The organism is Lentzea kentuckyensis, from assembly GCF_002150765.1.
Taxonomy (GTDB): domain Bacteria; phylum Actinomycetota; class Actinomycetes; order Mycobacteriales; family Pseudonocardiaceae; genus Lentzea; species Lentzea kentuckyensis.
In genome coordinates, this window is the sequence record NZ_MUYM01000019.1 from 55634 (window position 1) to 77182 (window position 21549).

Sequence of the window (21549 nt, forward strand, 5' to 3'; positions counted from 1 at the left end):
GCGGACGCGCTCGGGTGCTTGTTGTTCCTGCAATTGATGTTGCCCTTAACTCGCGGCCGGCCTCGACCTGAGGGAGCGCCGGCTGTTCATTGGTCAACACCACAATCGGCACGTTCCACGCCTGGGTTGAGCATGGTTGAACGTGCAACTACCGACGAGGCCTCAGGCGCGGATCGCGGGCTGCTCGTTCGTCATCGGCTCGTCCGTCAGCTGCGAACCGATGTTCAGGTTCGGCAGCACGTTCCTGGCGAACTTCGGCACCTTGAGGATCACCTTGGTCCCCGCGTTGGGCGCTGTCTCCACGACCAGGGCGTACTCGGCGCCGAACACCGTGCGCATGCGGTCGTTGATGTTGCCGATGCCGACGTGCGCGCCGGTCTGGTGGGCGTCCTTGATGTCGTCGAGGCGGTCGGGATCCATGCCGACGCCGTCGTCCTCGACGCTGATCAGGGCCTCGCTGCCGTTGTCCTCGGCGGTGATGGTGAGCATGCCGCCGCCGGGCTTCTTGGCGAGGCCGTGGCGGACCGCGTTCTCGACCAACGGCTGGAGCACCAGGAACGGCAGAACGACCTGCAGCACCTCGGGGGCGATGCGCAGCCGGACGTTCAGCCGCGAGCCGTAGCGGGCCTGTTCGATGGTCAGGTAGCGATGGATGTTGGTCAGTTCATCGGCAAGGGTCGTGAACAAGCCGTCGGTGCGGAACGAGTAGCGGGTGAACTCCGCGAACTCCTGCAGCAGCTCACGGGCGTGCGCGGGGTCGGTGCGGATCAGCGAGGAGATGGTGTTCAGGGCGTTGTAGACGAAGTGCGGCGAGATCTGCGCCCGCAGGGCCTTCACCTCGGCCTGGGCCAGGGCCTGCCGCTGCTTCTGGACGACCTCCAGCTCCAGCTGCGTGGAGACGAAGCGGGCGGTCTCCTCCGCCATCCGGATCTGGCGCTTCGACGCGACGCCGGAGACCACGATCAGGGTTCCGGCGACATCACCCTCGACAACCAGCGGAACGACAACAACGCTGTGCAGTGAGCACGGGCCCTGCAGCTCGCAGCCGAGCTTGCGGTGGTCGACGTGTTCTTTGTGGCAGTTGTTGATGGCACGGGCGACCGTGTCGCGGAGGTACTCGTAGTGGTCGTTCGCGCCGCCGTCCCACGACAGGACGGTGCCCTCTTCGTCGGTGATGGCGACCGCGACGCACCGCAGCATCTCGCGCAGGTGGGGCGTGGCCTTGTTCGCGGCTTCCTCGGTCAGGCCCGCGCGAAGGTCGCTCGACGCCCTGGACATGCGGTCGAGCATGTCCATCACAGCATCCTCGACGGAGGTGCTGACTCGTCGAGCGCGGCACAGCATCACGAAGAGGCCCAGAACAGCCAGGGTCGCGATGACGCCGAGCACAGCGCGCTCGGTCAACAGGTCGCCCACAAGGCACATGCTCTGCTGTGGGGCAGCCCGATAGCAAGAGGCGCGCCCGGCGTACGCCCGTACGGTCCACCGATCCGGGTAGACATCCGATGAATTTGGGGAGAGGGTGTGCCCGTGAAAGTGGCCCTGTTCGCGACCTGCCTGACCGACACGTTCTTCCCGGAGACAGCCCGCGCCGTGGTGCGTCTGCTGGAACGGCTCGGCTGTTCGGTGGAGTTCCCGCTGGAGCAGACCTGCTGCGGTCAGATGCACTTCAACACCGGCTATCGGGAGCACTCGAAGCCGCTGGCCCGCAAGTACACCGACGTCTTCGGCGGCTACGACTACGTCGTTGCGCCATCCGGGTCATGTGCGGGCATGGTCCGGGAGATCCATCCCACGCTGGGTGAGTCTCCGCCGCGGACGTTCGAGCTCGCGGAGTTCCTCGTCGACGTGCTCGGGGTGACCGACGTGGGCGCGTGGTTCCCCCACCGGGTCACCTACCACCCCACCTGCCACTCGCTGCGCATGCTCGGCGTCGGGGACAAGCCGATGGCGCTGCTCAGGTCGGTCAAGGGACTCGACCTGGTGGAACTGCCCGACTCGACGCACTGCTGCGGCTTCGGCGGCACGTTCGCGGTGAAGAACGCCGAGACGTCCACGGCGATGCTCGCGGACAAGATGCGGTGCGTGCTCGACACCGGCGCCGAAGTGCTTTCGGCCGGCGACAACTCCTGTCTCATGCACATCGGCGGTGGCCTGTCGCGACTGCGCGCGGGCGTCCGGCCGGTGCACCTGGCGGAGATCCTGGCTTCGACGGAGGAGGACCCGTGGCGCGCAACCCGGTGACATGGCTCGGCAGCCCGACGTTCCCCAAGGCGGCCAGAGAGGCCTTGCAGGACACCCAGCTGCGGCAGAACCTGCGCAGGGCCACCGGAACCATCCGCGGTCGCCGGGCGGCCGCGGTCGCCGAGATGACCGACTGGGAACAGCTGCGCGTCGCCGGTGAGCAGATCAAGGACGACGTCCTGGCCCGCCTCGACACGCTCCTCGTCCAGCTCGAGGAGTCGGTCACCGCCCGCGGCGGCACGGTCCACTGGGCGCGGGACGCCGAAGAGGCGAACCGGATCGTGCTCGACCTCTGCAGGGCCGAGAACGCGGCCGAGGTCGTCAAGGTCAAGTCCATGGCCACGGCCGAGATCGGGCTCAACGAAGCCCTCGAGGCCGGCGGCGTGCACGCGATCGAGACCGACCTCGCCGAGCTGATCGTGCAGCTCGGCGACGACCGGCCGTCGCACATCCTGGTGCCCGCGATCCACCGCAACCGCTCGGAGATCCGCGAGATCTTCCAGCGCCGCATGGGGGTCGAGGTGTCGGACGAACCGGCGGACCTCGCCGAGGCCGCCCGGACCTACCTGCGGCAGAAGTTCCTCACCACGAAGGTCGCCATCTCCGGGGCGAACTTCGCGGTCGCCGACACCGGGTCGATCGTGGTGCTGGAGTCCGAGGGCAACGGCCGGATGTGCCTGACCCTGCCGGAAACCCTGATCACCGTGATGGGCATCGAGAAGCTCGTGCCGTCGTGGCAGGACCTGGAAGTCTTCCTGCAGCTGCTGCCCCGGTCGTCCACGGCGGAACGGATGAACCCGTACACGAGCGTGTGGACCGGCGTGACGCCCGGCGACGGACCGCAGCGGTTCCACCTGGTCCTGATCGACAACGGCCGCACCGCCACGCTGAAGGATTCCGTTGGGCGCCAAGCACTCCGGTGCATCCGGTGTTCCGCGTGCCTCAACGTCTGCCCGGTCTACGAACGCACCGGCGGCAAGTCGTACGGCTCGGTCTACCCCGGCCCGATCGGCGCGATCCTGACGCCCCAGCTGGTCGGCGACATGCATGACAAGCAGGCCGCCTCTTTGCCTTACGCCTCTTCACTTTGCGGCGCGTGCTTCGAGGTCTGCCCGGTCCGGATCGACATCCCGTCGGTCCTCACGCACCTGCGCGCCGAGGTCGTGGAAGCCAAGGGACGGACGCCGGAATCCATCGCGATGGCCGCCGCGGCGTGGATGTTCGCCTCGGCCTCCCGCTACGAGAAGGCGCAGAAAGTCGGTTCCCTGGCCCGTTTCCTGGCCAGGGACGGCAAGATCACGTCCCTGCCGTGGCCGGGTTCGAGGTGGACGTCCTCACGCGACGTGCCCGCACCGCCGGCCGAGTCGTTCCGCACGTGGTGGAGGAAGAACCGTGGCTAGCGCACGAGAAGAGATCCTCAACCGCATCCGGAGCGCCAAAGTCCCGGCAGCGCCCCAAGTGGTCCGCGGCTACAACCAAAAGGGAACCGGCGGCGTCGAGCTGCTCGCTGAGACGGTCGCCGACTACCGCGCGATCGTGCACGTCGTCAGCAACGTCCCCGAGGCGCTCGAACGTCTCCGGGGCAAGCGGATCGTGGCGCCATCGGACGTTCCGGACGAGTGGCTGATCGACGGTGTCACGTGGCTGCGCGAGCCGTTGTCGATCGACGAACTGGACCAGTCCGACGGCGTGCTGACCGGCTGCGCGGTGGCGATCGCGGACACCGGCACGATCGTGCTCGACGGCGGCGAGGCGCAGGGCCGCAGGGCGCTCACCCTGCTCCCCGACTACCACCTGTGCGTGGTGCGAGCCGACCAGATCGCCGCGTCGGTCCCGGAAGCGTTGCGACGGCTGGAGCCCACCCGGCCGTTGACGTTCATCAGCGGCCCGTCCGCGACGAGCGACATCGAGCTCGACCGGGTGGAGGGCGTCCACGGCCCGCGCACCCTGGAGGTCCTGATCGTCACTTGAGCAGGCGCGACAACCGGCGGTCGGCCAGGGGCTTGCCGCCGGTCTGACACGTCGGGCAGTACTGGAACGCCTTGTCCGCGAACGACACTTCACGAACCGTGTCGCCGCAGACCGGACACGGCAGACCGGTGCGTGCGTGCACCCGCAGCCCGGACCGCTTCTCGCCCTTGAGCCGGGCCGCGTCCTGCCCCACCGACCGCGCCACCGCGTCGGTCAGGGTGCTGAGCATGGCCTCGTGCAGGTGATCCAGCTGTTCGGCGGTCAACTTGCCCGACGTCGCGTACGGCGACAGCCGGGCCATGTGCATGATCTCGTCGGAGTAGGCGTTGCCGATGCCCGCGATCAGGCCCTGGTCGGTCAGCGCCGTCTTCAACCGCTCGGTGTGACCGGCCAGCAGGTCTTCCAGCTGCGTCCGGGTGATCTCCAACGCGTCCGGACCCAGCCTGGCGACGCTCGCGATGGACTTCGGGTCGCGCACGATCCACGCCGCGAGCCCCTTCTTGGTGCCCGCTTCCGTCAGGTCGAAGCCCGGCCCCTGCCCCGGCGGACCGAGGTGCACGCGCAGCGCCAGCGGGCCGCGGCCCTGCTTGGGCGGGGGCGCCGACATGGTGTCCGCCCAGCGCAGCCAGCCGGCACGGGCGAGGTGGACGACCAGGTGCAGACCGTCCGCGACCTCCAGGTCGAGGTGCTTGCCGTGCCGGTGCGCGGCCACGACCTCCTGGCCCTGCAGCGCGGTCCACGGCGGGTCGAACGTCTTCAACACCTGCAGCGATGCCACGTCGACGCGGTGCACGGTGCGACCGACAGCGTGTTCACGCAGGTGGTGAACCAGTGCTTCTACCTCGGGTAGTTCGGGCACCGGTCCAGTGTCGCATCAGTCGACGGGTTGCAACGGGCCTTCGACGTCCGGCAGCGAGTGCATCTCGATCGTGCGGGCGACCCGCGACGCCTCCTGGCGCACCGCGAGCGGCCCCCGGACCGACCCGATCCACCGCTCCGGCGGCAGCTCGTCGGCGGTGGCCTTGCTCTCCGCGACCAGCGTGTGCGGCCGGCGCAGCGCCCAGCGGACCGGGAAGAACGCGAACAGGAAGAACAACGCGAGGATGAGCCACGCGGGCACGACGACCTGCTCAGGCGTCCACGCGATGAGCACGACCACCATGACGACGAGCATCCCGGCCATCATGATGCCGGGCAGGGCACCGCCGCTGACGTCGTGCTCGAAGTCGTCGCCCTCTTCCGGGTTGCGCCACTCGATGCGGCTGTGGACCGTCCACATCCGCCCGTCGGCACCGCGCACCAGCCGCGTCATAAACCCGTCTCCCACGCTCGGTCGGTCTTGGTCAAACCGTATCTGACGCGAGGCGAGCCTTGTGGGTGAACTCGGTCGACCTTGATCGTCACCGTCAGTTCTGGACGGCGGGTTTCGTCGGGTAGAGGGTGATCGTCGTGGGCGTGGTCTGCGGAGACGAGCACGGATCCGTCGTCGGCGGCGTCGGCGGATCGGACGTGGTGGACACCGCGTTCAGCGACTTCACGTCCCGCGAGGTCGTGGACCCCGAGGAGGTGACCACGTCGGACGACGTCGACGGCTCGGTGACCGGCAACGCCCGCTCGACCGGTTCGTCCCGGTGCTGTTCCACGGGCGGTGGCGGCGCGTAGGACGACGTCCTGCGCACGGTCTCCTGCGGCCGGGCACCGGGGTTGACCACGTTCTCGCGCGGCTTCTCCTGCGGCTGCACCGGCGGCTGCGCGACCACGAGCTCCTGGTTGTGCGCCGAGCTGGCCGAACCCGTCGGCATCAGGGCGATCACCGGGTGCTGGTCCGGCTGCAGCACCGCGACGCCCGGTCCGCCGTTGAACACCGCGGCCATCGTCCCGAACAGGCCGACAGTCGCCACGCTCGCCGCCGCGAAGGCCAGCTTCGCCTTGGTGAACAGCACCTTCCCGGCGAACGCGAGCCCCAGCGTGGACGGCACGATCAGGAACGCCGCGTTGGCGCGCAGGGTCGCGCAGACCTCGTTGAGCTCGGTGTAGAGCTGTGAGCAGGACGAACAGGTGTCCAGGTGGGCGCGGATCCGGCGTTCCTCGACGCCCTGGACCCCACCGGCCGTGTAGGTGCCGAGCTTCGAACGGATCGCCGCGCACGACGAACGTCCGTCGTCGGCGGCCAGGTGCGCTTGCAGGTACGCCGCACGCAGACCCTCACGCGCACGCCGGGCCAACGCCGACATGGCGTTCGGCGAAAGACCGAAGTGCGGTGCCACGGAGGCGGGGCGTTCGCCCTCCACCTCGACGCGCCACAGCACGACCCGCCAGCGTTCCGGCAGGCTCGAGAAGGCTCGGGTGATCAGGTTGTGCTCGGCCCGGCTGTTCGCGTTGTCGCTCACCGGCTCGACCCGGCGGCCCAGTTCCTCGTCCTCGACCGGTACGTCCCGGCGCCGGCCGTTCCACTCCCACGCGACGCGGCGGGCGACGGTCAGCAGGTACGTGCGGACGTGGTCCGTAGGCCCGCTGCCCCGACGGATCGCCTGCAGCATGCGGAAGAACGCCTCTGCGGTGAGATCGTCGGCTTCGGCCGCCTCGCGGACGTGCCTGAAAGAGAAACGGCGGATCGCGTCCGCATGCCGGGAGAACAGTTCGCCGTAGGCCGAGTCATCTCCCTCACGCACCCTGGCGAGCAGGTCCCGGTCGACCTCGTTCTCGTCGACCATCACCGCTTCAACATGCCACAAGGGGCCAGAACTGCTCCTGGATGAGAACAGGTCGATATACAAGACCATCCGATAGTAGTGGGCTGATCAGCGCAACGTGATCGGTGACGAGACGGTCACATGTGGGAGTCGGACCGTCGGCCGAAGAAGATCCAGCGACTATCGTCACGGGCGTGGTGGACTGGCGGGAACGCGCTTCGGCTCTGGTGCCGGAACTCAGTGCTGTCGCCGAGACCGAGGAGTGGTCCTGCCACGTCTTCTTCTCGGAGCTGTCTCAACTGGCGATGGAAGCGCATCGCGAGCAGGACGACGACGTGTTGCGTCGGGCGTACGGGTTCGCGCACTGGTGCTTCCACCAGCCGGAGCAGTTCCTCGAGAACGCGGCGTTGATCAGCTTCTACGAGCACGTGTTCGACGACTGGGACCTTCGCGAGGAGGTCGCGGCCTGGCTGCCGTGCGACGTGCTGCCCAAGGTGCGGGCGCTGTGGGAGTGGCGCTGGCCGAAGGAGCAGTTGGACGAGGTAGATCAACTGCTGGCCGGTTTGAGACCCCCCAGTCAAGATGCCGTCTGACGCCTGTTGTATAGTTCTCTCCCGTAAGGCAGCAAGACGCAGTGCGGATGTAGCGCAGTTGGTAGCGCATCACCTTGCCAAGGTGAGGGTCGCGAGTTCGAGTCTCGTCATCCGCTCCACTCGGAAGGCCCATGCTCATGGAGAGCATGGGCCTTTTCGTTTCGCCATGATTTTGGGGGGACGACCCCCCACGCCCCCCGCTCGAGCAGCAGGCCCGGTGCCCACATGTGGCCAACCGGGCTTCTTTCGTTTCTCGGGCATCTTGAGGTGATCTCGCAGCCCACCCGTGAAAGGGTGGTCATGTCCGCTCGGATCAACCTGATCGAGCCCGTTCGACAAGGACATGGAGACAATGGCCATCAAGCAGACGGCAAACGCTCACTGGGAAGGCTCCCTCGTCGAGGGCAAGGGAAACGTCAGCCTCGCCACCTCCAACAGCGGCAGCTTCGACATCGACTGGAAGGCGCGCGCTGAGGAGGCGGGCGGCAAGACCAGCCCCGAGGAGCTCATCGCCGCTGCGCACTCGTCCTGCTACTCGATGGCGCTCTCGCACGGCCTGACCGGTGCGGGCACGCCGCCCACCTCGATCGACACCAAGGCCGAGGTCTCGTTCCAGGCGGGCGTCGGCATCACCGGCATCCACCTGACCGTGCGCGCCAACGTGCCCGGCCTGACCCAGGAGGCCTTCGTCGAGGCCGCCGAGGGCGCCAAGGCGAACTGCCCGGTCTCCAAGGCGCTCGCGGCCGTCGAGAACATCACGCTGGACGCCGCCCTGGTCTGAACAGCAGCGCCGCGGGCCCGTGACTGATCAGGTGCCTGCGGTAACGCACGTCGCCGGGCTGCTCGGCCACCTCGGACGAGCGGTCGAGCAGCTCTTCGGCGACGATCCGGCCCTCCAGCCGGGCCAGCTGGGCGCCCAGGCAGTAGTGCGGCCCGTGCCCGAAGCCCAGGTGCGCCGGTACGGACGGACGGCCGGGGTCGAAGTCCTCGGTGAACACCTTCGGGTCCCGGTTGCCGGCCGCGTAGTCGAGGAACAGGTGCTCGCCCTCGGTGATCTTCACCCCGCCCATCGTCACCGGACACATCGCCGTCCGGAAGAAACCGATGAACGGCGTGTCGAGCCGCACCACCTCCTCCACCACGCCGCCGAGCCGGCGTTCTCGCCGGTCGAGTCGCAGCAGCGTGCTGGCCAGCAGGTTCGTGGTCGAGTCGGTACCGGCCACCACGACCGCGAGGCAGAGCGACAGCCGTTCCTGCTCGGACAGCTGCCCACCCTTGAACGCGTCCGAGCGCCCGAAGTAGGCGCAGAACTCGTTCATCCCGGTGAAGTACGACCCGAGCACCCGCTCGCTGACCTCCTCACCGCTGGTCAGCTCCAGCACCGGTGCCACGAACTCGCGGAACAGCGGGAAGTCCCGTTCCGGCACGCCGAGCACGTCTCCGACGACGCCCAGCGCGAACGGCGCCGCGAACTCGCTCACGAAGTCCGCCTCCTCCGGCAGGTCGTCGAGCAAGGTCCGAGCACGTAATCGAATTGCGTCAGCCATTCGGCGCACAGCCGTTGGAGTGAATTTCTGATTCGCTGCAGCACGAATTCGGGCATGCCTCGTGCCGTCCGCCGCGTTGAGTGAGGACATCAATTCCAGCAATCGCCGCTGCTCCGGCGGCAGGAGCGCCGCCACTGCCGCGACCTGGGGTCCTGTCATGTTCCGGGAGGAGAACGTCACCGGATCAGCCAACACCGCACGTAGCTCGGCGTATGAGGTCACGCGCTGGGCGTTGATTCTCGGGTCGAATTCCATTGCGATATCTTTGCGCGGTTCCAGCCTTTGTCGGGGGCTGACGACAGGACGAATCAAAGTGATCATCCGGCTGCTCGGACCGCTCGAACTCACCGGTCCGAACGGGGCAGTTCAGCTCAGCAGCGCGGGACAGCGGACCCTGGTGGCCCGCCTGGCCGTGAATCCAGGGGAGACGGTGCCGAGAAGCGCGCTCGTGGACGCGCTCTGGTCGGACGAGGCACCCGCCACCGCCACGAAGACCCTGCACAGCCTCCTCGCGCGGCTGCGTGGCCAGATCCGCGACGCCGGACTGGGCGAGCTGATCACCACCCGCGAACCCGGCTACGTGCTGAACACGCCCGCGGACACCGTTGACGTCGCACGGTTCGAGGCGCTCGTCGCAGCAGCACGGCAGAGCGAACACCCGTTGGAGTCGGCCCGGATGCTGCGCGAAGCCCTCGCGTTGTGGATGGGCGACCCGCTGGCGGACTGCCGGCCAGGTGAGTGGACCCGGCAGGAGTCCGCGCGGCTCACCCAGCTCCGGATGGACGCGACCGAGGACCTGATGGAGGCGTCGCTGGAACTCGGGGAGCACGCCGCGGTGGCGCCGCTGGTGAGCTCGCTGGTCGAACAGCACCCGTTCCGCGAACGGCTGTGGGAGCAGCTGATGATCGCGCTCTACCGGGGTGGACGGCAGGCGGAGGCGCTGGCAGCGTTCCAGCGGGCCCGCGCGGTGCTGGTCAACGAGCTGGCCATCGAGCCGAGCGCCCGGCTGCGCGACCTCGAACAGGCGGTGCTGACCGCCGATCCACGGCTCGACCTGCCAGAACGCGCCCCCGTCCTGATCCGCGGCAACCTGCCGGCCGACCGGTCGAGCTTCGTCGACCGCCCGGAGACCCAGCACGTCGCGGAGCTCATCAGGCAGCACCGGCTGGTGACGTTGATCGGCGTCGGCGGGGTGGGCAAGACCCGGCTCGCGGTGCACGTGGCGCGGGGTGAGCAGCCGCCGGACGGGGTGTGGCTGGTGGAGCTGGCCGCGCTGCGGGACAGGGCGCTGGTCCCGCACACGGTGGCCGAGGCGCTGGGCGTGGTCGACCAGACCGGACGCGGGCAGCTGGCCGTGCTCACCGAGTTCCTGGCCGACCGGGACGCGTTGCTGGTGCTGGACAACTGTGAGCACGTCGTCGACCACTGCGCGGTGCTGGTCGACACGCTGTTGCGGGTGGCACCGCGATTGCGGGTGATCGCGACCTCAAGACGCGCCCTGCGGGTCTACGGCGAGCAGGTGCTGTCCGTGGCGCCGTTGTCGGTGCCGTACCCGGCGGCGACGTTGTTCGCGCAACGCGCCGACGCCGCGGTGCCTGGCTCGTTCGTCATCACGGGGGCGAACGAACAGGCGGTCGCGGACCTGTGCCGGCGGCTGGACGGCATCCCGCTGGCGATCGAGATGGCGGCCCTCCGAGTGCGCGCGCTGACGCCGTCGCAGCTGCTGGAACGGCTGGACGACCGGTTCAGGGTGCTGACCGACGGCGGACGGACGGCGTTGCCGCAGCACCAGACCCTGCTAGCGACCATGGACTGGAGCTTCGACCTCTGTTCGCCGCGCGAGCAGCTGTTGTGGGCGCGGGCGTCGGTCTTCGCCGGCAGTTTCGACCTCGCGGCGGCCGAGGCGGTGTGTTCCGACGACGCGCTGACCGCGGACTTCATGTTCGACGCGGTCGACGGGCTGGTCGACAAGTCCGTGCTGCAGCGCGAAGAACACGGCGGTGTAGCGCGCTATCGGCTGTTGGAGACCATGCGCCAGTACGGGCAGACGCGGTTGCGTGCGAGCGATGACGAACCGCGGCTGCGACTACGGCATCGCGACTGGTACGCGGGCGTCGCCGCACAGGGCGAACGGGCGTGGTTCACGCCACGGCAGGCCGCGACCGTCGAGGCGATGACGACTGAGAGCGGCAACCTGCGGGCGGCGCTGGAGTACTCGCTGACGACGCCCGGCGAGGCCGACGCGGGACTGCGGCTGGCGGCGACGCTGTGGTTCTACTGGGTCGGCTGCGGGCGGTTCGCCGAGGGACGGCACTGGCTGAACTGGGCGCTGTCGCTGGAGACCGAACCGTCGCGGGCACGCTGCAAGGCGTTGTGGGTCACGGGTTACGTCGCGACGCTGCAGGGCAACACCGCCGCGGTGCCGGCGTTGCTGGCGTCGTGCCGTGCGGAGGCTTCGTTGCTGGACGACGAGGACGCCGACGTCTACGCCACCTACGTGCAGGGCGCCGCGGCGGTGTTCGACGACGACCTGCCGTTGGGGGCGGCGTTGCTGGCCGAGGCCGACCGCCGGCACGCCGAGCTGGGCCACCTCGACAGCAACGTGATCATGGCGCGGGTGGCGTTGGCGATCACCGTGGCGTTCAGCGGCGAACTCGACCGTGCGGCTTCCATCTGCACCGAGGCTCGCGTCGTGTGTGAGGAGAACGGCGAGCTCTGGGCGCGCGCGTACGCGTTGTACGTCCTGGCGTTCGTGGCGATGGGACGCGGTGATGTCGTCGAGGCCCGTGAGCTGGCTACTTCTTCGTTGCGCATCAAGGAGAAGTTCGACGATCTGCTGGGCATCGCGGTGTCGGTGGAGCTGCTGGCGCTGATCTCCGTGCTCACCGGGTCCGCCGCGCACGCCGCGCTGCTGCTGGGCGGTGCGGACCGGGTGTGGCAGTCGGTCGGGTTGCCGTTGTTCGGAAGTGCCAACTTCGCGGCCTCACACGACCAGTGCGTGGCCTTGTGCCAGCAGGCGTTGGGTGAGGACTACGCCGAACACTTCGCTCGTGGTGCGGCGATGACCGTGACCGCGGTGGTCGAGGCCGCGCAGTCGTGACGCAGGCCCGGCGCAACCAGGCGCGGGCAGGCTGTCTCAGATGAGGACCAGCGTGCGCACGCCCGACGCGGAAACCGTCGAGGAAGTGCTGAAGCTCGCGGCGCGGGCACCGTCGTTCGGCATCGTGCCGCCGTACCGGTGGCGCAAGGGCAACGAGTGCCTGGAGCTCGTGACGACGCGGACCGACCAACCGGCGATGCTCGCGTGTGGTGCCGTGTTGCACCACGTGCGCGTCGCTCTCTCGGCGATGGGCTGGGACTGCCACGTGCTGCGGTCCGGGGTCGACGGCCAGGTCGCGTCGGTGCACCCGCGCTGGGAGCTGGACCCGTTCTCGTGCGAGGTGGCCTCCGCGGCCGCGATCTCGCTGCGCCGGGAGGACCCTCGGCCGTACTCGGCGGACGAGGTACCGGACTCGGCGCTGACGTGGCTGCTGCACGCGGCCCACGCCGAGAGCTGCGACCTGGAGCTGGTGGCCCGCCGCGGCGGAGCGCTGGTCCGGATGATCGGCAACGACTGGCTGCGAATGGGCGAAGCGGTCAGCAGCGTGCTGCTGGCGTCGACCGTGTGGGGCCTCGCGTCGCAGGCGATGCTGCACGAGGGCGAGGTGCTGGTGCGCGTCGGCTGGCAGTCGCCCAATGCCGAACCGTTGCCTCGGTCGGCCCGCTAGGACTTCCGTTTGCGTGGACTATGGGGGCGTGGATCGCCACCGAACGCTCGCGCACCTGAGCGACGACGACTGGCTGAGACCTGACTCGTCGTCCACCCAGCTGTACCGGGACCTGTGCGCGCTGCGTCAGTTGCCGGTGGGACAGCTGACGCCGACGTCGCTGCACCTGCTGGTGACGCATCAGGTGGGCCTGGACGTGACGGCGTTGCTGGCGCTCGAACACGTCGAGAGCGACCCGCTGCGGTCGGTCGCCCTGTACCCCGGCGACCTGCTCGCCGCTCTACTGAGAGTAGATCACTCGTTCTGGACCGATCACCCGGAGTTACTGTCCAGGATGTCCGCTTTGCTCGACCGGCTGCGCACGTTGCCCGACGGCGACTGGCAGCTGCTGGTGTCCGCGGCCGAGCAGTTCCCGGGTTAGGCGCGCGTTAGGCGACTCTTTGCCGCTGGCTGAGTTCCTAGTCGCATGGCTAAGACTCTCGCGGCTGCCGGCCTCACGCTGGCCTCGCTCGCCGCCACCGCTGTCCTCTTCTCCCCCGTGGCCTCCGCCGAGACCTGCAAGGCTTCCTACTACACCGGTGGCGGCACGACGGCCAGCGGCGAGCCCTTCGACCCCAACAAGCTGACCGCCGCGCACAAGACGCTGCCGTTCGGCACGAAGGTGAAGGTGAAGAACCGCTCCAACAACAAGACGGTCACCGTGCGGATCAACGACCGTGGCCCGTTCATCACCGGCCGCTGCATCGACCTGACCCCGCGAGGCTTCAAGGCGATCGCCCCGTTGTCACAGGGCGTGGTCGGCGTGACGGTCACCAGGGTTTGATCCTGTAGAAAACCCTCGTTTAGCTTGACCCAATCGAGTGAACGAGATAGGCAATCCGGGTGTTGGCGGCGATGAGTGGGCCGGGTCGGCTCGCAACCGGGGCGCTACTGGGTGCTGTCGTTGCCGCGTTGTACGTGCTCGCGCCGCATGTCGGATCGCTCGCGTCGGGCGATCCGGCAGGCTCGGGAAGCGATGAACCGGCCCGCGTCTCGCTCATCAACACGCCTTCGGTGCTCCCCACGGAGTCCAACGTTCCGTCACAGACCGTGTCGTCCACGCCCTCGTCGTCCGCACCGTCTTCTTCTTCCAAGACAACGACTACGACGACCACCACGACGACCACCGCGGTGACGACGACAACGACGCCCAAGCCGCCGCCGGCTCAGACCACGACGCCCAAACCGCCGCCGCCCACCACCACGACCACACGGCCGTGCGGCCTCATCTTCTGCTGATGCGTGGAGGCGCTGCCTCAGGCGGCTGACCGCGGCGCGAGGCGGACCACCAGTTCCAGGTCGAGAGCGTGCGCGAGCCGTTCGAGCACACGACGCGCACAAGCCACCTCTTGGCTTTCACGCATCCGCGTCATGCACCTCGTTCGCCAGCAGGTCGACGTAGAAGACAGCGGTCAGGTCTTGAGACCCACCGGGCACGACACCCCGGTACCGCCCAACCCGCAGTACCCATAGGGGTTCTTGGCATCGGACAGGTACTGCTGGTGGTAGTCCTCCGCGTAGTAGAACTCCCCCAGCGGCTCGACGGACGTAGTGATCGCCCCGCGCCCCGCAGCATCCAGAGCCGCCTGATAGACCGCCATCGAAGCCTCGGCCGTCACCCGCTGCCCCTCGTCGCCGAACAGCACCAGCGACCGGTACTGGGTCCCGATGTCCGCTCCCTGCCGCATCCCCTGCGTCGGATCGTGTCCCTCCCAGAACACCCGCAGCAGCTCGGCGAACGGCAACGCGGCCGGATCGAACGCCACCAGGACGACCTCGGCGTGACCCGTCCGCCCCGAGCAGACTTCCTCGTAGGTGGGGTTGGGGGTGGTGCCGCCCGCGTAGCCCACGGCGGTGGACCAGACGCCCGGCGTTTGCCAGAAGAGTCGTTCAGCGCCCCAGAAACAGCCCATTCCGAACACAGCGGTCCGATGACCGGATGGGAAGGGCGGCTGCAGCCCGCGATCAGGAAACACCGCGTGGGACGCTGAGACGACGAGGGGTTCCGCGCGGCCCGGTAGTGCCTCGTCAGCTCCCACTACCTGCGGTTTGCCGCGCCCGAACCACGCCATGCGGTCAATATAACGGTGCGGTGCGCCACAACCAGGTCACGACTTGTGAGGCCCGCACGAAGCCATAAGTGGGCACGGGCACAATGTCCAAGTCCATGTTCGCGCGGAAGGGGGTGCCAGGGGTGACCTGGCAAGACGAGCTGCAGAAGCTCGACAACGAACTCGCCTCTGGTCGGATCTCGGCCGACGACTACCGACGCCGCCGGGACGAGGTTCTTTCCGGATCGGCCGGCGGTGGGCCTGCCCAGAATCCTCAGAGCGGGCCTTTCGCCCCTCCGTTCAAGTGGGAGGCGCAGCAGCCCAGCACCTCGGACCGGACCCAGGTCGTCAACGTCCAGGGTCAGGCGCCGCAGCAACAGCAGAACCCCAACCCGGATGCCACCCAGGTGGTTCCCGGTGGCCAGGGCGGTGGTGGCGACGCCGACCGCACCCAGTTCGTGGCACCGGTCCAGCCCGGCCCCGGTGGGTGGGGGCAGCCCCAGCAGCAGGCCGCGCCTCCGCCGTGGGTGGGCGGCGACTTCGACCAGATCAACCAGCCGTCGCCGGGCTGGAGCCACGGGCCGGAGGTCTTCGACGAGTCCGGTGGCGGCGGCAAGGGTCGCGTCTTCGCGATCGTCGGTGTCGTGCTGGTGCTCGCACTCATCGGTGGCGGCATCTGGTGGTTCACGGCGGGCAGCAAGTCGTCCACCGACACGCCGATCGCCGAGAGCCAGACGAACCCGCCGACCACGTCGACGAGCGCCAGACCGAAACTGCCGGGCAGCACGTTGCCGGGCAAGATCGACGAGGCCAACAGCGGCCAGACGACCGTTGACCAGGCCTCGAAGGAACGCTCGCAGTTCGGCCCCGAAGAGGCCGCGCTCATCACCATGTGCGGCGCCGAGGCCGGCATGACCCAGGTGACCTACTCCGACGACTGGGTCACCCAGATCCACGCCTTCAAGTGCTCGGACGAGGCCGCGGCCAAGGCGGCTGCCGGCGCGGTCATGGAGCACCAGAAGAAGTGGGGATTCGTCGCGACGACGGGTCCGGAGAACCTGCCGGCGATGGTGAACGAGAAGGCCGTCGACGTTCCCGACGTGCCGTTCGACGAGCGCCTTGCCTACGCCTCCAAGGAAACCATCGTGCGCATCGAGGTGCGTGGCAAGACGAAGGACGCCATGACCGGCGGCATGGCCAAGGTCGTCTCCGCCGTCGCCAAGAACTACCCCACCAAGTGAGACCTGGCGTGCCACTGCCACGCGGTGGCGAGGATCTCGGGAAGACCGAACCTGGCACGCCAGCCGAGCACGTCGAAGGCTCGGGCCGGATCCGCCCACACCACGGGCGGGTCCCCCGGCCTCCGGTCGCCGAAGGTCACCGGCAACGGCCGGCCCGCGACCTGCTCCAGCCCCTTCACGACCTGCAGCACCGAGTAGCCGGTGCCGGTACCCAGGTTCAGCGCGGCCGAGGAACCACCGGCCTGCAGATGTCCCAGCGCCAGGACGTGTGCTTCGGCCAGGTCCACCACGTGCGTGTAGTCGCGAACCGCGGTGCCGTCCTCGGTCGGGTAGTCGCTGCCGAACAACGTGACCGGTGGACGCGCTCCCAGAGCGGCCTTGGCGAGCAGCGGAACCAGGTTGTGCGTCGGGCCCCAGTCCTCGCCGATGCTGCCGTCGGGCGCCGCGCCGGCCGCGTTGAAGTAGCGCAACGCCATCCAGCGCAGGCCGTGCGCCTTCCCGAACGCCTCGATCATCCGCTCGCCCACGAGCTTGCTGTGGCCGTACGGGCTGATCGGCGCCAACGGGCTGTCCTCGGTGATCGGCAACGTCTCCGCGGCGCCGTAGACCGAGCACGAAGACGAGAACACCAGATCCCGAACACCCGTGCTGACCAGGGCGTTCAGCACGGACAGCGTGCCGGTGGCGTTGTGGTGGAAGTACAGGCCGGGGTCGGCCACCGACTCGCCGGGATTCTTCAGGCCCGCGAGATGGATGCAGGCCGTCACACCGTGATCCCGAATGACCTGTTCCAGCTTCACGGAATCGGTTACGTCGATAATGTGTACGGGGATGCCGGAACGGACGGCCGCAGGCGAGCCCGTGCGCATGTTGTCCACCACGACGACGCCACGTCCGGCGTCGGCCAGCGCCTGCACGACGTGCGAGCCGACATAGCCCGCACCGCCGGTAACCATGATCGTCACCGCTTGTCCTCCGTTCGACGGCGACAGGCTATGCCAGACCACGAGGGGATTGATGTCGACCATGACCCGCCAGGTCGTCTACGTAGTGCCGGACTTCGGGCAGCCGTCCGGTGGCGTGCGCGCCATGTACCGGCACGCGGAACTCGCCGCACGCACCGGCTTCGACGCCAAGGTGTGGCACCTCGCCGAGGGCTTCCAGGTCGGGTGGTTCTCCTCGACCGCACCGGTCATCAGCGGTGAGACCTGCGAGCTCGGCCCCGACGACGTGCTGGTCGTCCCGGAGGTCATGGTGCTGGACGGGTTCGACCCGGCCCCCGGAGTGCGCAAGATCGTCTACAACCAGAACCACTTCTACACCTACGACAACTTCACCGGGAACGACTACCCGGCGTGGAAGCCCGCGCCGCAGGTGTGGGCCGGGTCCAAGGTGAGCGTCGAGGTGCTGGGCGCGCTGCACCCGAAGCTCAAGGTCCAGCTGGTGCCGTACGTGATCGACACCGAGCTGTACCGCTTCGCCGAGGAGCGCAAGCGCAAGATCGTGCTGCTCCCCCGCAAGCGCCCGCGTGAGGCCGCCGTGCTGACCGCGCTGTTCCGCAACGACAAGCGGTTCGCGGGCGTCGAGGTCGTGTCGCTCGACGACGTGACCGAGCAGAAGATCGCCGACGAGCTCGCGGACGCGTCCGTGTTCATCGCCCTCAGCCGGGACGAGGGCTTCGGTCTCCCCGTCGCCGAGGCACTGTCCGCCGGCTGTGTCGTGATCGGCTACCCGGCCGGCGGCGGCGCCGAGCTGTTCGAGGCTCCCGGCGCGCACGCGGTCGAGGACGCCGACGTGCTGACGATCGTCGAGAAGGCCGCCGCGGTGTTCGCGCAGGAGCCGTCGATCGACGAACGCCGCTCGTACCGCGCGTGGGTCGAGGAGCACTACTCCGAGGACTCGCTGGTCAAGCACCTGCAGGCGGCCGTCACCGCGGCCACCAGGACCAAGGCGAAGGGTGGCACGGCCCGCCACCCGCTGTCCCAGGTCGTCGCCCCCGATGCCGACCCGGCCGCGGATCAGCTGGAGCGCAGCCTCCGGTTCGCGGACGAGCAGAAGGCGGCCCGCGAGCGCGCCGAGTCGGTCGCGACCGGCCTCGAGGACGCGCTGGGCAAGGCGCTCGCCGAGCTCGAGGAGTCCCGCCGCCGCGAGTACGTGGTGGCGCAGGAACTGCACGACCTCAAGAACGAGTACAGCGAGCTCGCCAAGGCGGCCGAACGCCTCACCGCGCTGGACGAGGCGACGACGTTGCTCGCCGAGTACGCGCGCGACAACGACCGCCTCAACCGCAGGCTGGACGAGGAGATCCGCGAGCACCTGCACTGGCGCACCACGCTGCAGGACAAGATCGCCGACCTCGAACGCTCCACGTCGTGGCGCGTCACGGCCCCGCTGCGCAAGGCGACCGGTGTGATCAAGGGCGGCCGCAATGCCTGATTCCGGGTCTGAACCACGTCTGCGCGTCGTCCAGTCGCGGTTCCAGAACGCGTTCTTCCACGAACTGGCCGAGGCGATCGTCGACGAGGCGACCCGGCTCGGCGTGTCGGCCGACGTCGTGACGTCCGTCGTGGACACCGAACCCGAGGACGTCTTCGTCCTGCTGCCCACGCACGAGTACGCGGTGCTGGAGGGCGGGCAGTTCCTGGAGGACCCGCGACTGGCCAAGCGCTGCATCGGGATCACCGCAGAGCAGCCGTCGTCGTCGCACTTCGACACGAACGTCTACTACGGACACAAGCTCGGCGCGGTGTTCGACTTCAGCACGCTGTCGGTCAAGCGCTACCAGGCACAGGGCATCGCGGCGGAGCACCTGCAGTTCGGCTGGACGCCCACCTGGGACAAGTTCGTCCCGAACGCCGACGAGCACGAGCTGGACGTGCTGTTCCTGGGCTGCGCGACGCCCCGTCGTGAGCACGCTCTCTCGAAGATCGGCCGGCAGCTGTGGTCACGCCGCAGCCGGTTGATCCTGTCCGACAACGCGGCGCCGAACATCGGCGACCACGCGGCGTTCGTGACGGGTGACCGCAAGCGGGAACTGCTGGCGGGTACCAAGGTCCTCGTCAACATCCACCAGGCGGACGAGCCGTACTTCGAGTGGCTGCGCGCCGCCGAGGCCGCGCACTGCGGTGCGGTGATGCTGTCCGAGACATCGCTGCACACCGAGCCGTTCAAGCACAACGAGCACCTGGTGTTCTCCGCGCTGTCCACCCTGCCGCACGCGCTGGGCGCGTTGCTGGAGGATCCGGCGCGACTGAAGACGTTGCGGCGCAACGCCTACGAGCTGATCAAGGAGAATCCGTTCTCCGCCGGCGTCGAGAAGCTCGTCTCGGTGGCGCAGGACCTGCGCAAGACCCACGAGGGCCACCGGCTGCGGCTCGGCCCGAGCCGCACGCAGCCGTTCCGGCAGCAGGTCACGCCGTCCTGGGAGCGCCAGACCGACGGCGTCGACGCGGTGCGCCAGGCGATCCGCGAGATCCGGCTCGACATCATCGACCTGCGCCGGCGCGTGTCGACGGACCCGACGATCGACCCGACGCCGGTGATCGACCACCGCACGCCCGCGTGGGATCGCCGCACACCGCGCGTCTCGGTGATCATGGCGCTGTACAACCACGAGCCGTACGTCGTGGAAGCGCTGGAGTCCGCCGCGTCCGGCTCGTACAACGACGTCGAGATCATCGTCGTGGACGACTGCTCCAACGACGGTTCGAACGAGACCGTGCGCAAGTGGATGGACAAGAGCCCGCACGTCCCGATGACGCTGGTGCGGCACCCGGTCAACCGAGGTCTGCCGCGCTCGCGCAACGAGGCGTTCAAGCACGCGCGCGGCGAGCTCGTGTTCGTGCTCGACTCGGACAACGCGATCGTGCCGACCGGCCTGGAACGCCTGGTGGCCGCCATCGACGCCGAGCCGGACGCGTCGTTCGCGTACGGCGTGCTGCAGCGGTTCGACTCGACCGGCCCGGTCGGCCTGATGGGCGTGTGGCCGTGGGAGCCGTGGCGACTGCGGTACGGCAACTACATCGACGCGATGGCGTTGATCAAGCATGAGGCGCTGACGGAACTCGAGGGCTACACGCTGGACCGCCGCCTGCACGGGTGGGAGGACTACGAGCTGTGGTGCCGGATCGCGGAAAGCGGCGGGCACGCGGCGCACGTGCAGACGATCGTCGGCCGCTACCGGCAGTCGGCGACCTCCATGCTCAGCCTCACGAACATCTCCCAGGACGCGGGCTTCGACGCCGTGCGGGAGAGCTGCCCGCGGCTGATGTCCGGTGCGCTCGAGCTGCAGGTCGACGTCCTCGGTGATTGGCTGGCGTCCATCCGCGGCGAGCGCGAGGCACGTGACGTGTGGCTCAGCAACTGGGAGGCGCAAAACGCCTAGGCGCTGATGTTTCGTAGCCTAGGTTTCATTCGTTCGTGTCTTTGGTCCTGGGGGAGGGGTTGGTTCACGCCATGCGTGCAGTGGTCACCGGCGGTGCGGGATTCATCGGATCGCACCTGGTAGACGCGGTGCTCGACCGCGGTTGGTCGGTCGTGGTCGTGGACGACTTCTCCTCCGGGCTCACGGAAAACGTCACGAGATACGCGGACGAGCCGCGCTTCGAGTTCATCGAGGCGGACATCTGCGGTGACTGGACCGTCGAGGGTCCGGTCGACCTGGTGCTGAACTTCGCCTCCCCCGCCTCGCCGCCGAAGTTCCTGGAGCGTCCGCTGGAGACGCTGGAGGTCGGCTCGACAGGCATGAAGAAGGTCGCCGAGATGGCGATCGCGAAGGGCGCGCGGCTGATCCAGGCGTCGACCAGCGAGGTCTACGGGGAGCCGCAGGTGCACCCGCAGCCCGAGGAGTACTGGGGCAACGTCAACCCGATCGGCCCGCGCAGCGTCTACGACGAGTCCAAGCGCTACGCCGAGGCCATGCTCGGCGCGTACCACCGCATGGGCCTGCTCGACGTCGGCATCGTGCGCATCTTCAACACCTACGGCCCGCGCCTGCACGCGACGGACGGCCGCGTGGTCTCGAACTTCGTGCACCAGGCGCTGAGCGGCAAGCCGTTGAGCGTCTACGGCACGGGCAAGCAGACCCGCAGCTTCTGCTACGTCGGCGACCTGGTCCGCGGCATCTTCGCGCTGGCGGACAAGCGCGGCGAGCTCGGTCCGGTGAACCTCGGCAACCCGCAGGAGATCACCGTCCTGGAGCTGGCGCAGATCGTCGGCGACCTGACCAGCGTGTCGGTCAGCCTGGAGTACTCGGACCTGCCGACCGACGACCCGACGCAGCGCAAGCCGGACATCACCCGCGCTCGGGAGCTGCTGGGCTGGGAGCCCCAGGTCGACCTGCGCGAGGGTCTGCTCCGGACGATCGAGTGGTACTCGCAGAACGCCGTGAAGCTCTGACGCTCT

The 21549-nt window shown here is 68.7% G+C and carries 21 protein-coding genes and 1 tRNA gene; 14 read left to right on the top strand and 8 right to left on the bottom strand.

From position 1 onward, the window contains the following. Positions 1-162: 162 nt before the first annotated feature. Positions 163-1425, bottom strand: coding sequence for a sensor histidine kinase (locus B0F77_RS12450; protein WP_086663012.1), 1263 nt, complete (start codon positions 1423-1425; stop codon positions 163-165). Positions 1426-1536: 111 nt separating this feature from the next. Here B0F77_RS12450 and B0F77_RS12455 point away from each other — a divergent pair, with 111 nt between their 5' ends. From B0F77_RS12455 to B0F77_RS12465, 3 genes are read left to right on the top strand one after another with little or no spacing between them, the layout of a single operon-like run. Beyond that, positions 1537-2244 (top strand): (Fe-S)-binding protein, encoded by a 708-nt coding sequence (locus B0F77_RS12455; protein ID WP_086663048.1) that lies wholly within the window; start codon positions 1537-1539, stop codon positions 2242-2244. Further along, entirely contained in the window at positions 2226-3644 is a 1419-nt protein-coding gene (locus B0F77_RS12460; RefSeq protein ID WP_086663013.1) for a LutB/LldF family L-lactate oxidation iron-sulfur protein, read from the top strand. Before B0F77_RS12455 ends, B0F77_RS12460 begins: the two co-directional genes overlap by 19 nt. Further along, positions 3637-4215, top strand: coding sequence for a LutC/YkgG family protein (locus B0F77_RS12465; protein ID WP_086663014.1), 579 nt, complete (start codon positions 3637-3639; stop codon positions 4213-4215). Before B0F77_RS12460 ends, B0F77_RS12465 begins: the two co-directional genes overlap by 8 nt. On the opposite strand, the gene B0F77_RS12470 is transcribed toward B0F77_RS12465, so the two are convergent. The 3 genes from B0F77_RS12470 to B0F77_RS12480 all read right to left on the bottom strand — a co-directional run bounded on the left by B0F77_RS12470 (position 4208) and on the right by B0F77_RS12480 (position 6929). Then, positions 4208-5074 carry an Fpg/Nei family DNA glycosylase gene (locus B0F77_RS12470; protein ID WP_086663015.1) on the bottom strand — a complete coding sequence of 289 codons (867 nt, stop codon included), beginning with the start codon at positions 5072-5074 and terminating at the stop codon, positions 4208-4210. The two genes, B0F77_RS12465 and B0F77_RS12470, sit on opposite strands and share 8 nt — an antisense overlap. Before the next feature lie 15 nt (positions 5075-5089). Further along, positions 5090-5527: a DUF983 domain-containing protein gene (locus B0F77_RS12475; protein ID WP_086663016.1), complete on the bottom strand. Its 438-nt coding sequence runs from the start codon at positions 5525-5527 to the stop codon at positions 5090-5092. Positions 5528-5621: 94 nt separating this feature from the next. Further along, positions 5622-6929: a sigma-70 family RNA polymerase sigma factor gene (locus tag B0F77_RS12480; protein WP_086663017.1), complete on the bottom strand. Its 1308-nt coding sequence runs from the start codon at positions 6927-6929 to the stop codon at positions 5622-5624. 173 nt (positions 6930-7102) lie between these two features. Here B0F77_RS12480 and B0F77_RS12485 point away from each other — a divergent pair, with 173 nt between their 5' ends. From B0F77_RS12485 to B0F77_RS12495, 3 genes are all read left to right on the top strand, one after another. After that, complete coding sequence (locus tag B0F77_RS12485) at positions 7103-7501, top strand: DUF7674 family protein (RefSeq protein WP_086663018.1); 399 nt, start codon at positions 7103-7105, stop codon at positions 7499-7501. Positions 7502-7544: 43 nt separating this feature from the next. Then, positions 7545-7620 (top strand) — tRNA-Gly (locus B0F77_RS12490). Between the two features lie 233 nt (positions 7621-7853). Then, complete coding sequence (locus B0F77_RS12495) at positions 7854-8282, top strand: OsmC family protein (RefSeq protein WP_086663019.1); 429 nt, start codon at positions 7854-7856, stop codon at positions 8280-8282. Here B0F77_RS12495 and B0F77_RS12500 read toward each other — a convergent pair. Next, positions 8257-9048 carry a cytochrome P450 gene (locus tag B0F77_RS12500; protein ID WP_158102673.1) on the bottom strand — a complete coding sequence of 264 codons (792 nt, stop codon included), beginning with the start codon at positions 9046-9048 and terminating at the stop codon, positions 8257-8259. The two genes, B0F77_RS12495 and B0F77_RS12500, sit on opposite strands and share 26 nt — an antisense overlap. A gap of 313 nt (positions 9049-9361) precedes the next feature. On the opposite strand from B0F77_RS12500, the gene B0F77_RS12505 reads away from it, so the two are divergent. Genes B0F77_RS12505 through B0F77_RS12520 form a run of 4 tightly spaced genes read left to right on the top strand, consistent with a single transcriptional unit; the run spans position 9362 to position 13638 of the window. Further along, complete coding sequence (locus tag B0F77_RS12505; protein WP_158102674.1) at positions 9362-12148, top strand: AfsR/SARP family transcriptional regulator; 2787 nt, start codon at positions 9362-9364, stop codon at positions 12146-12148. A gap of 40 nt (positions 12149-12188) precedes the next feature. Beyond that, a complete protein-coding gene (locus B0F77_RS12510; protein WP_143466694.1) occupies positions 12189-12815 on the top strand; it encodes a hypothetical protein in 627 nt (208 codons plus the stop codon). 28 nt (positions 12816-12843) lie between these two features. Further along, positions 12844-13236, top strand: a complete 393-nt coding sequence (locus B0F77_RS12515) for a contact-dependent growth inhibition system immunity protein (protein WP_086663023.1) — start codon at positions 12844-12846, stop codon at positions 13234-13236. Between the two features lie 45 nt (positions 13237-13281). Continuing rightward, positions 13282-13638, top strand: a complete 357-nt coding sequence (locus B0F77_RS12520) for a septal ring lytic transglycosylase RlpA family protein (RefSeq protein WP_086663024.1) — start codon at positions 13282-13284, stop codon at positions 13636-13638. 19 nt (positions 13639-13657) lie between these two features. Here B0F77_RS12520 and B0F77_RS47825 read toward each other — a convergent pair whose 3' ends face one another. Then, on the bottom strand, positions 13658-14008 hold the full coding sequence (locus B0F77_RS47825; protein ID WP_086663025.1) for a hypothetical protein: 351 nt from the start codon (positions 14006-14008) through the stop codon (positions 13658-13660). 258 nt (positions 14009-14266) lie between these two features. Continuing rightward, positions 14267-14926 (bottom strand): peptide-methionine (S)-S-oxide reductase MsrA, encoded by a 660-nt coding sequence (gene msrA / locus B0F77_RS12530; protein ID WP_086663026.1) that lies wholly within the window; start codon positions 14924-14926, stop codon positions 14267-14269. Positions 14927-15048: 122 nt separating this feature from the next. Here msrA and B0F77_RS12535 point away from each other — a divergent pair, with 122 nt between their 5' ends. Further along, positions 15049-16146, top strand: coding sequence for a flagellar basal body-associated FliL family protein (locus B0F77_RS12535; RefSeq protein ID WP_143466696.1), 1098 nt, complete (start codon positions 15049-15051; stop codon positions 16144-16146). Here the strand turns inward: B0F77_RS12535 and galE are convergent. Next, the gene (gene galE / locus B0F77_RS12540) at positions 16131-17102 is read right to left on the bottom strand and encodes a UDP-glucose 4-epimerase GalE (protein WP_245848008.1); all 972 of its coding nucleotides are present in this window, start codon (positions 17100-17102) and stop codon (positions 16131-16133) included. The genes B0F77_RS12535 and galE overlap by 16 nt on opposite strands. Before the next feature lie 61 nt (positions 17103-17163). Here galE and B0F77_RS12545 point away from each other — a divergent pair, with 61 nt between their 5' ends. The 3 genes from B0F77_RS12545 to B0F77_RS12555 all read left to right on the top strand — a co-directional run bounded on the left by B0F77_RS12545 (position 17164) and on the right by B0F77_RS12555 (position 21543). Then, on the top strand, positions 17164-18582 hold the full coding sequence (locus tag B0F77_RS12545; RefSeq protein ID WP_158102675.1) for a glycosyltransferase: 1419 nt from the start codon (positions 17164-17166) through the stop codon (positions 18580-18582). Continuing rightward, positions 18575-20530: a glycosyltransferase gene (locus tag B0F77_RS12550; protein WP_086663030.1), complete on the top strand. Its 1956-nt coding sequence runs from the start codon at positions 18575-18577 to the stop codon at positions 20528-20530. Before B0F77_RS12545 ends, B0F77_RS12550 begins: the two co-directional genes overlap by 8 nt. A 71-nt stretch (positions 20531-20601) precedes the next feature. Next, positions 20602-21543: a UDP-glucuronic acid decarboxylase family protein gene (locus tag B0F77_RS12555; protein WP_086663031.1), complete on the top strand. Its 942-nt coding sequence runs from the start codon at positions 20602-20604 to the stop codon at positions 21541-21543. The last annotated feature ends 6 nt before the right edge of the window (positions 21544-21549 follow it).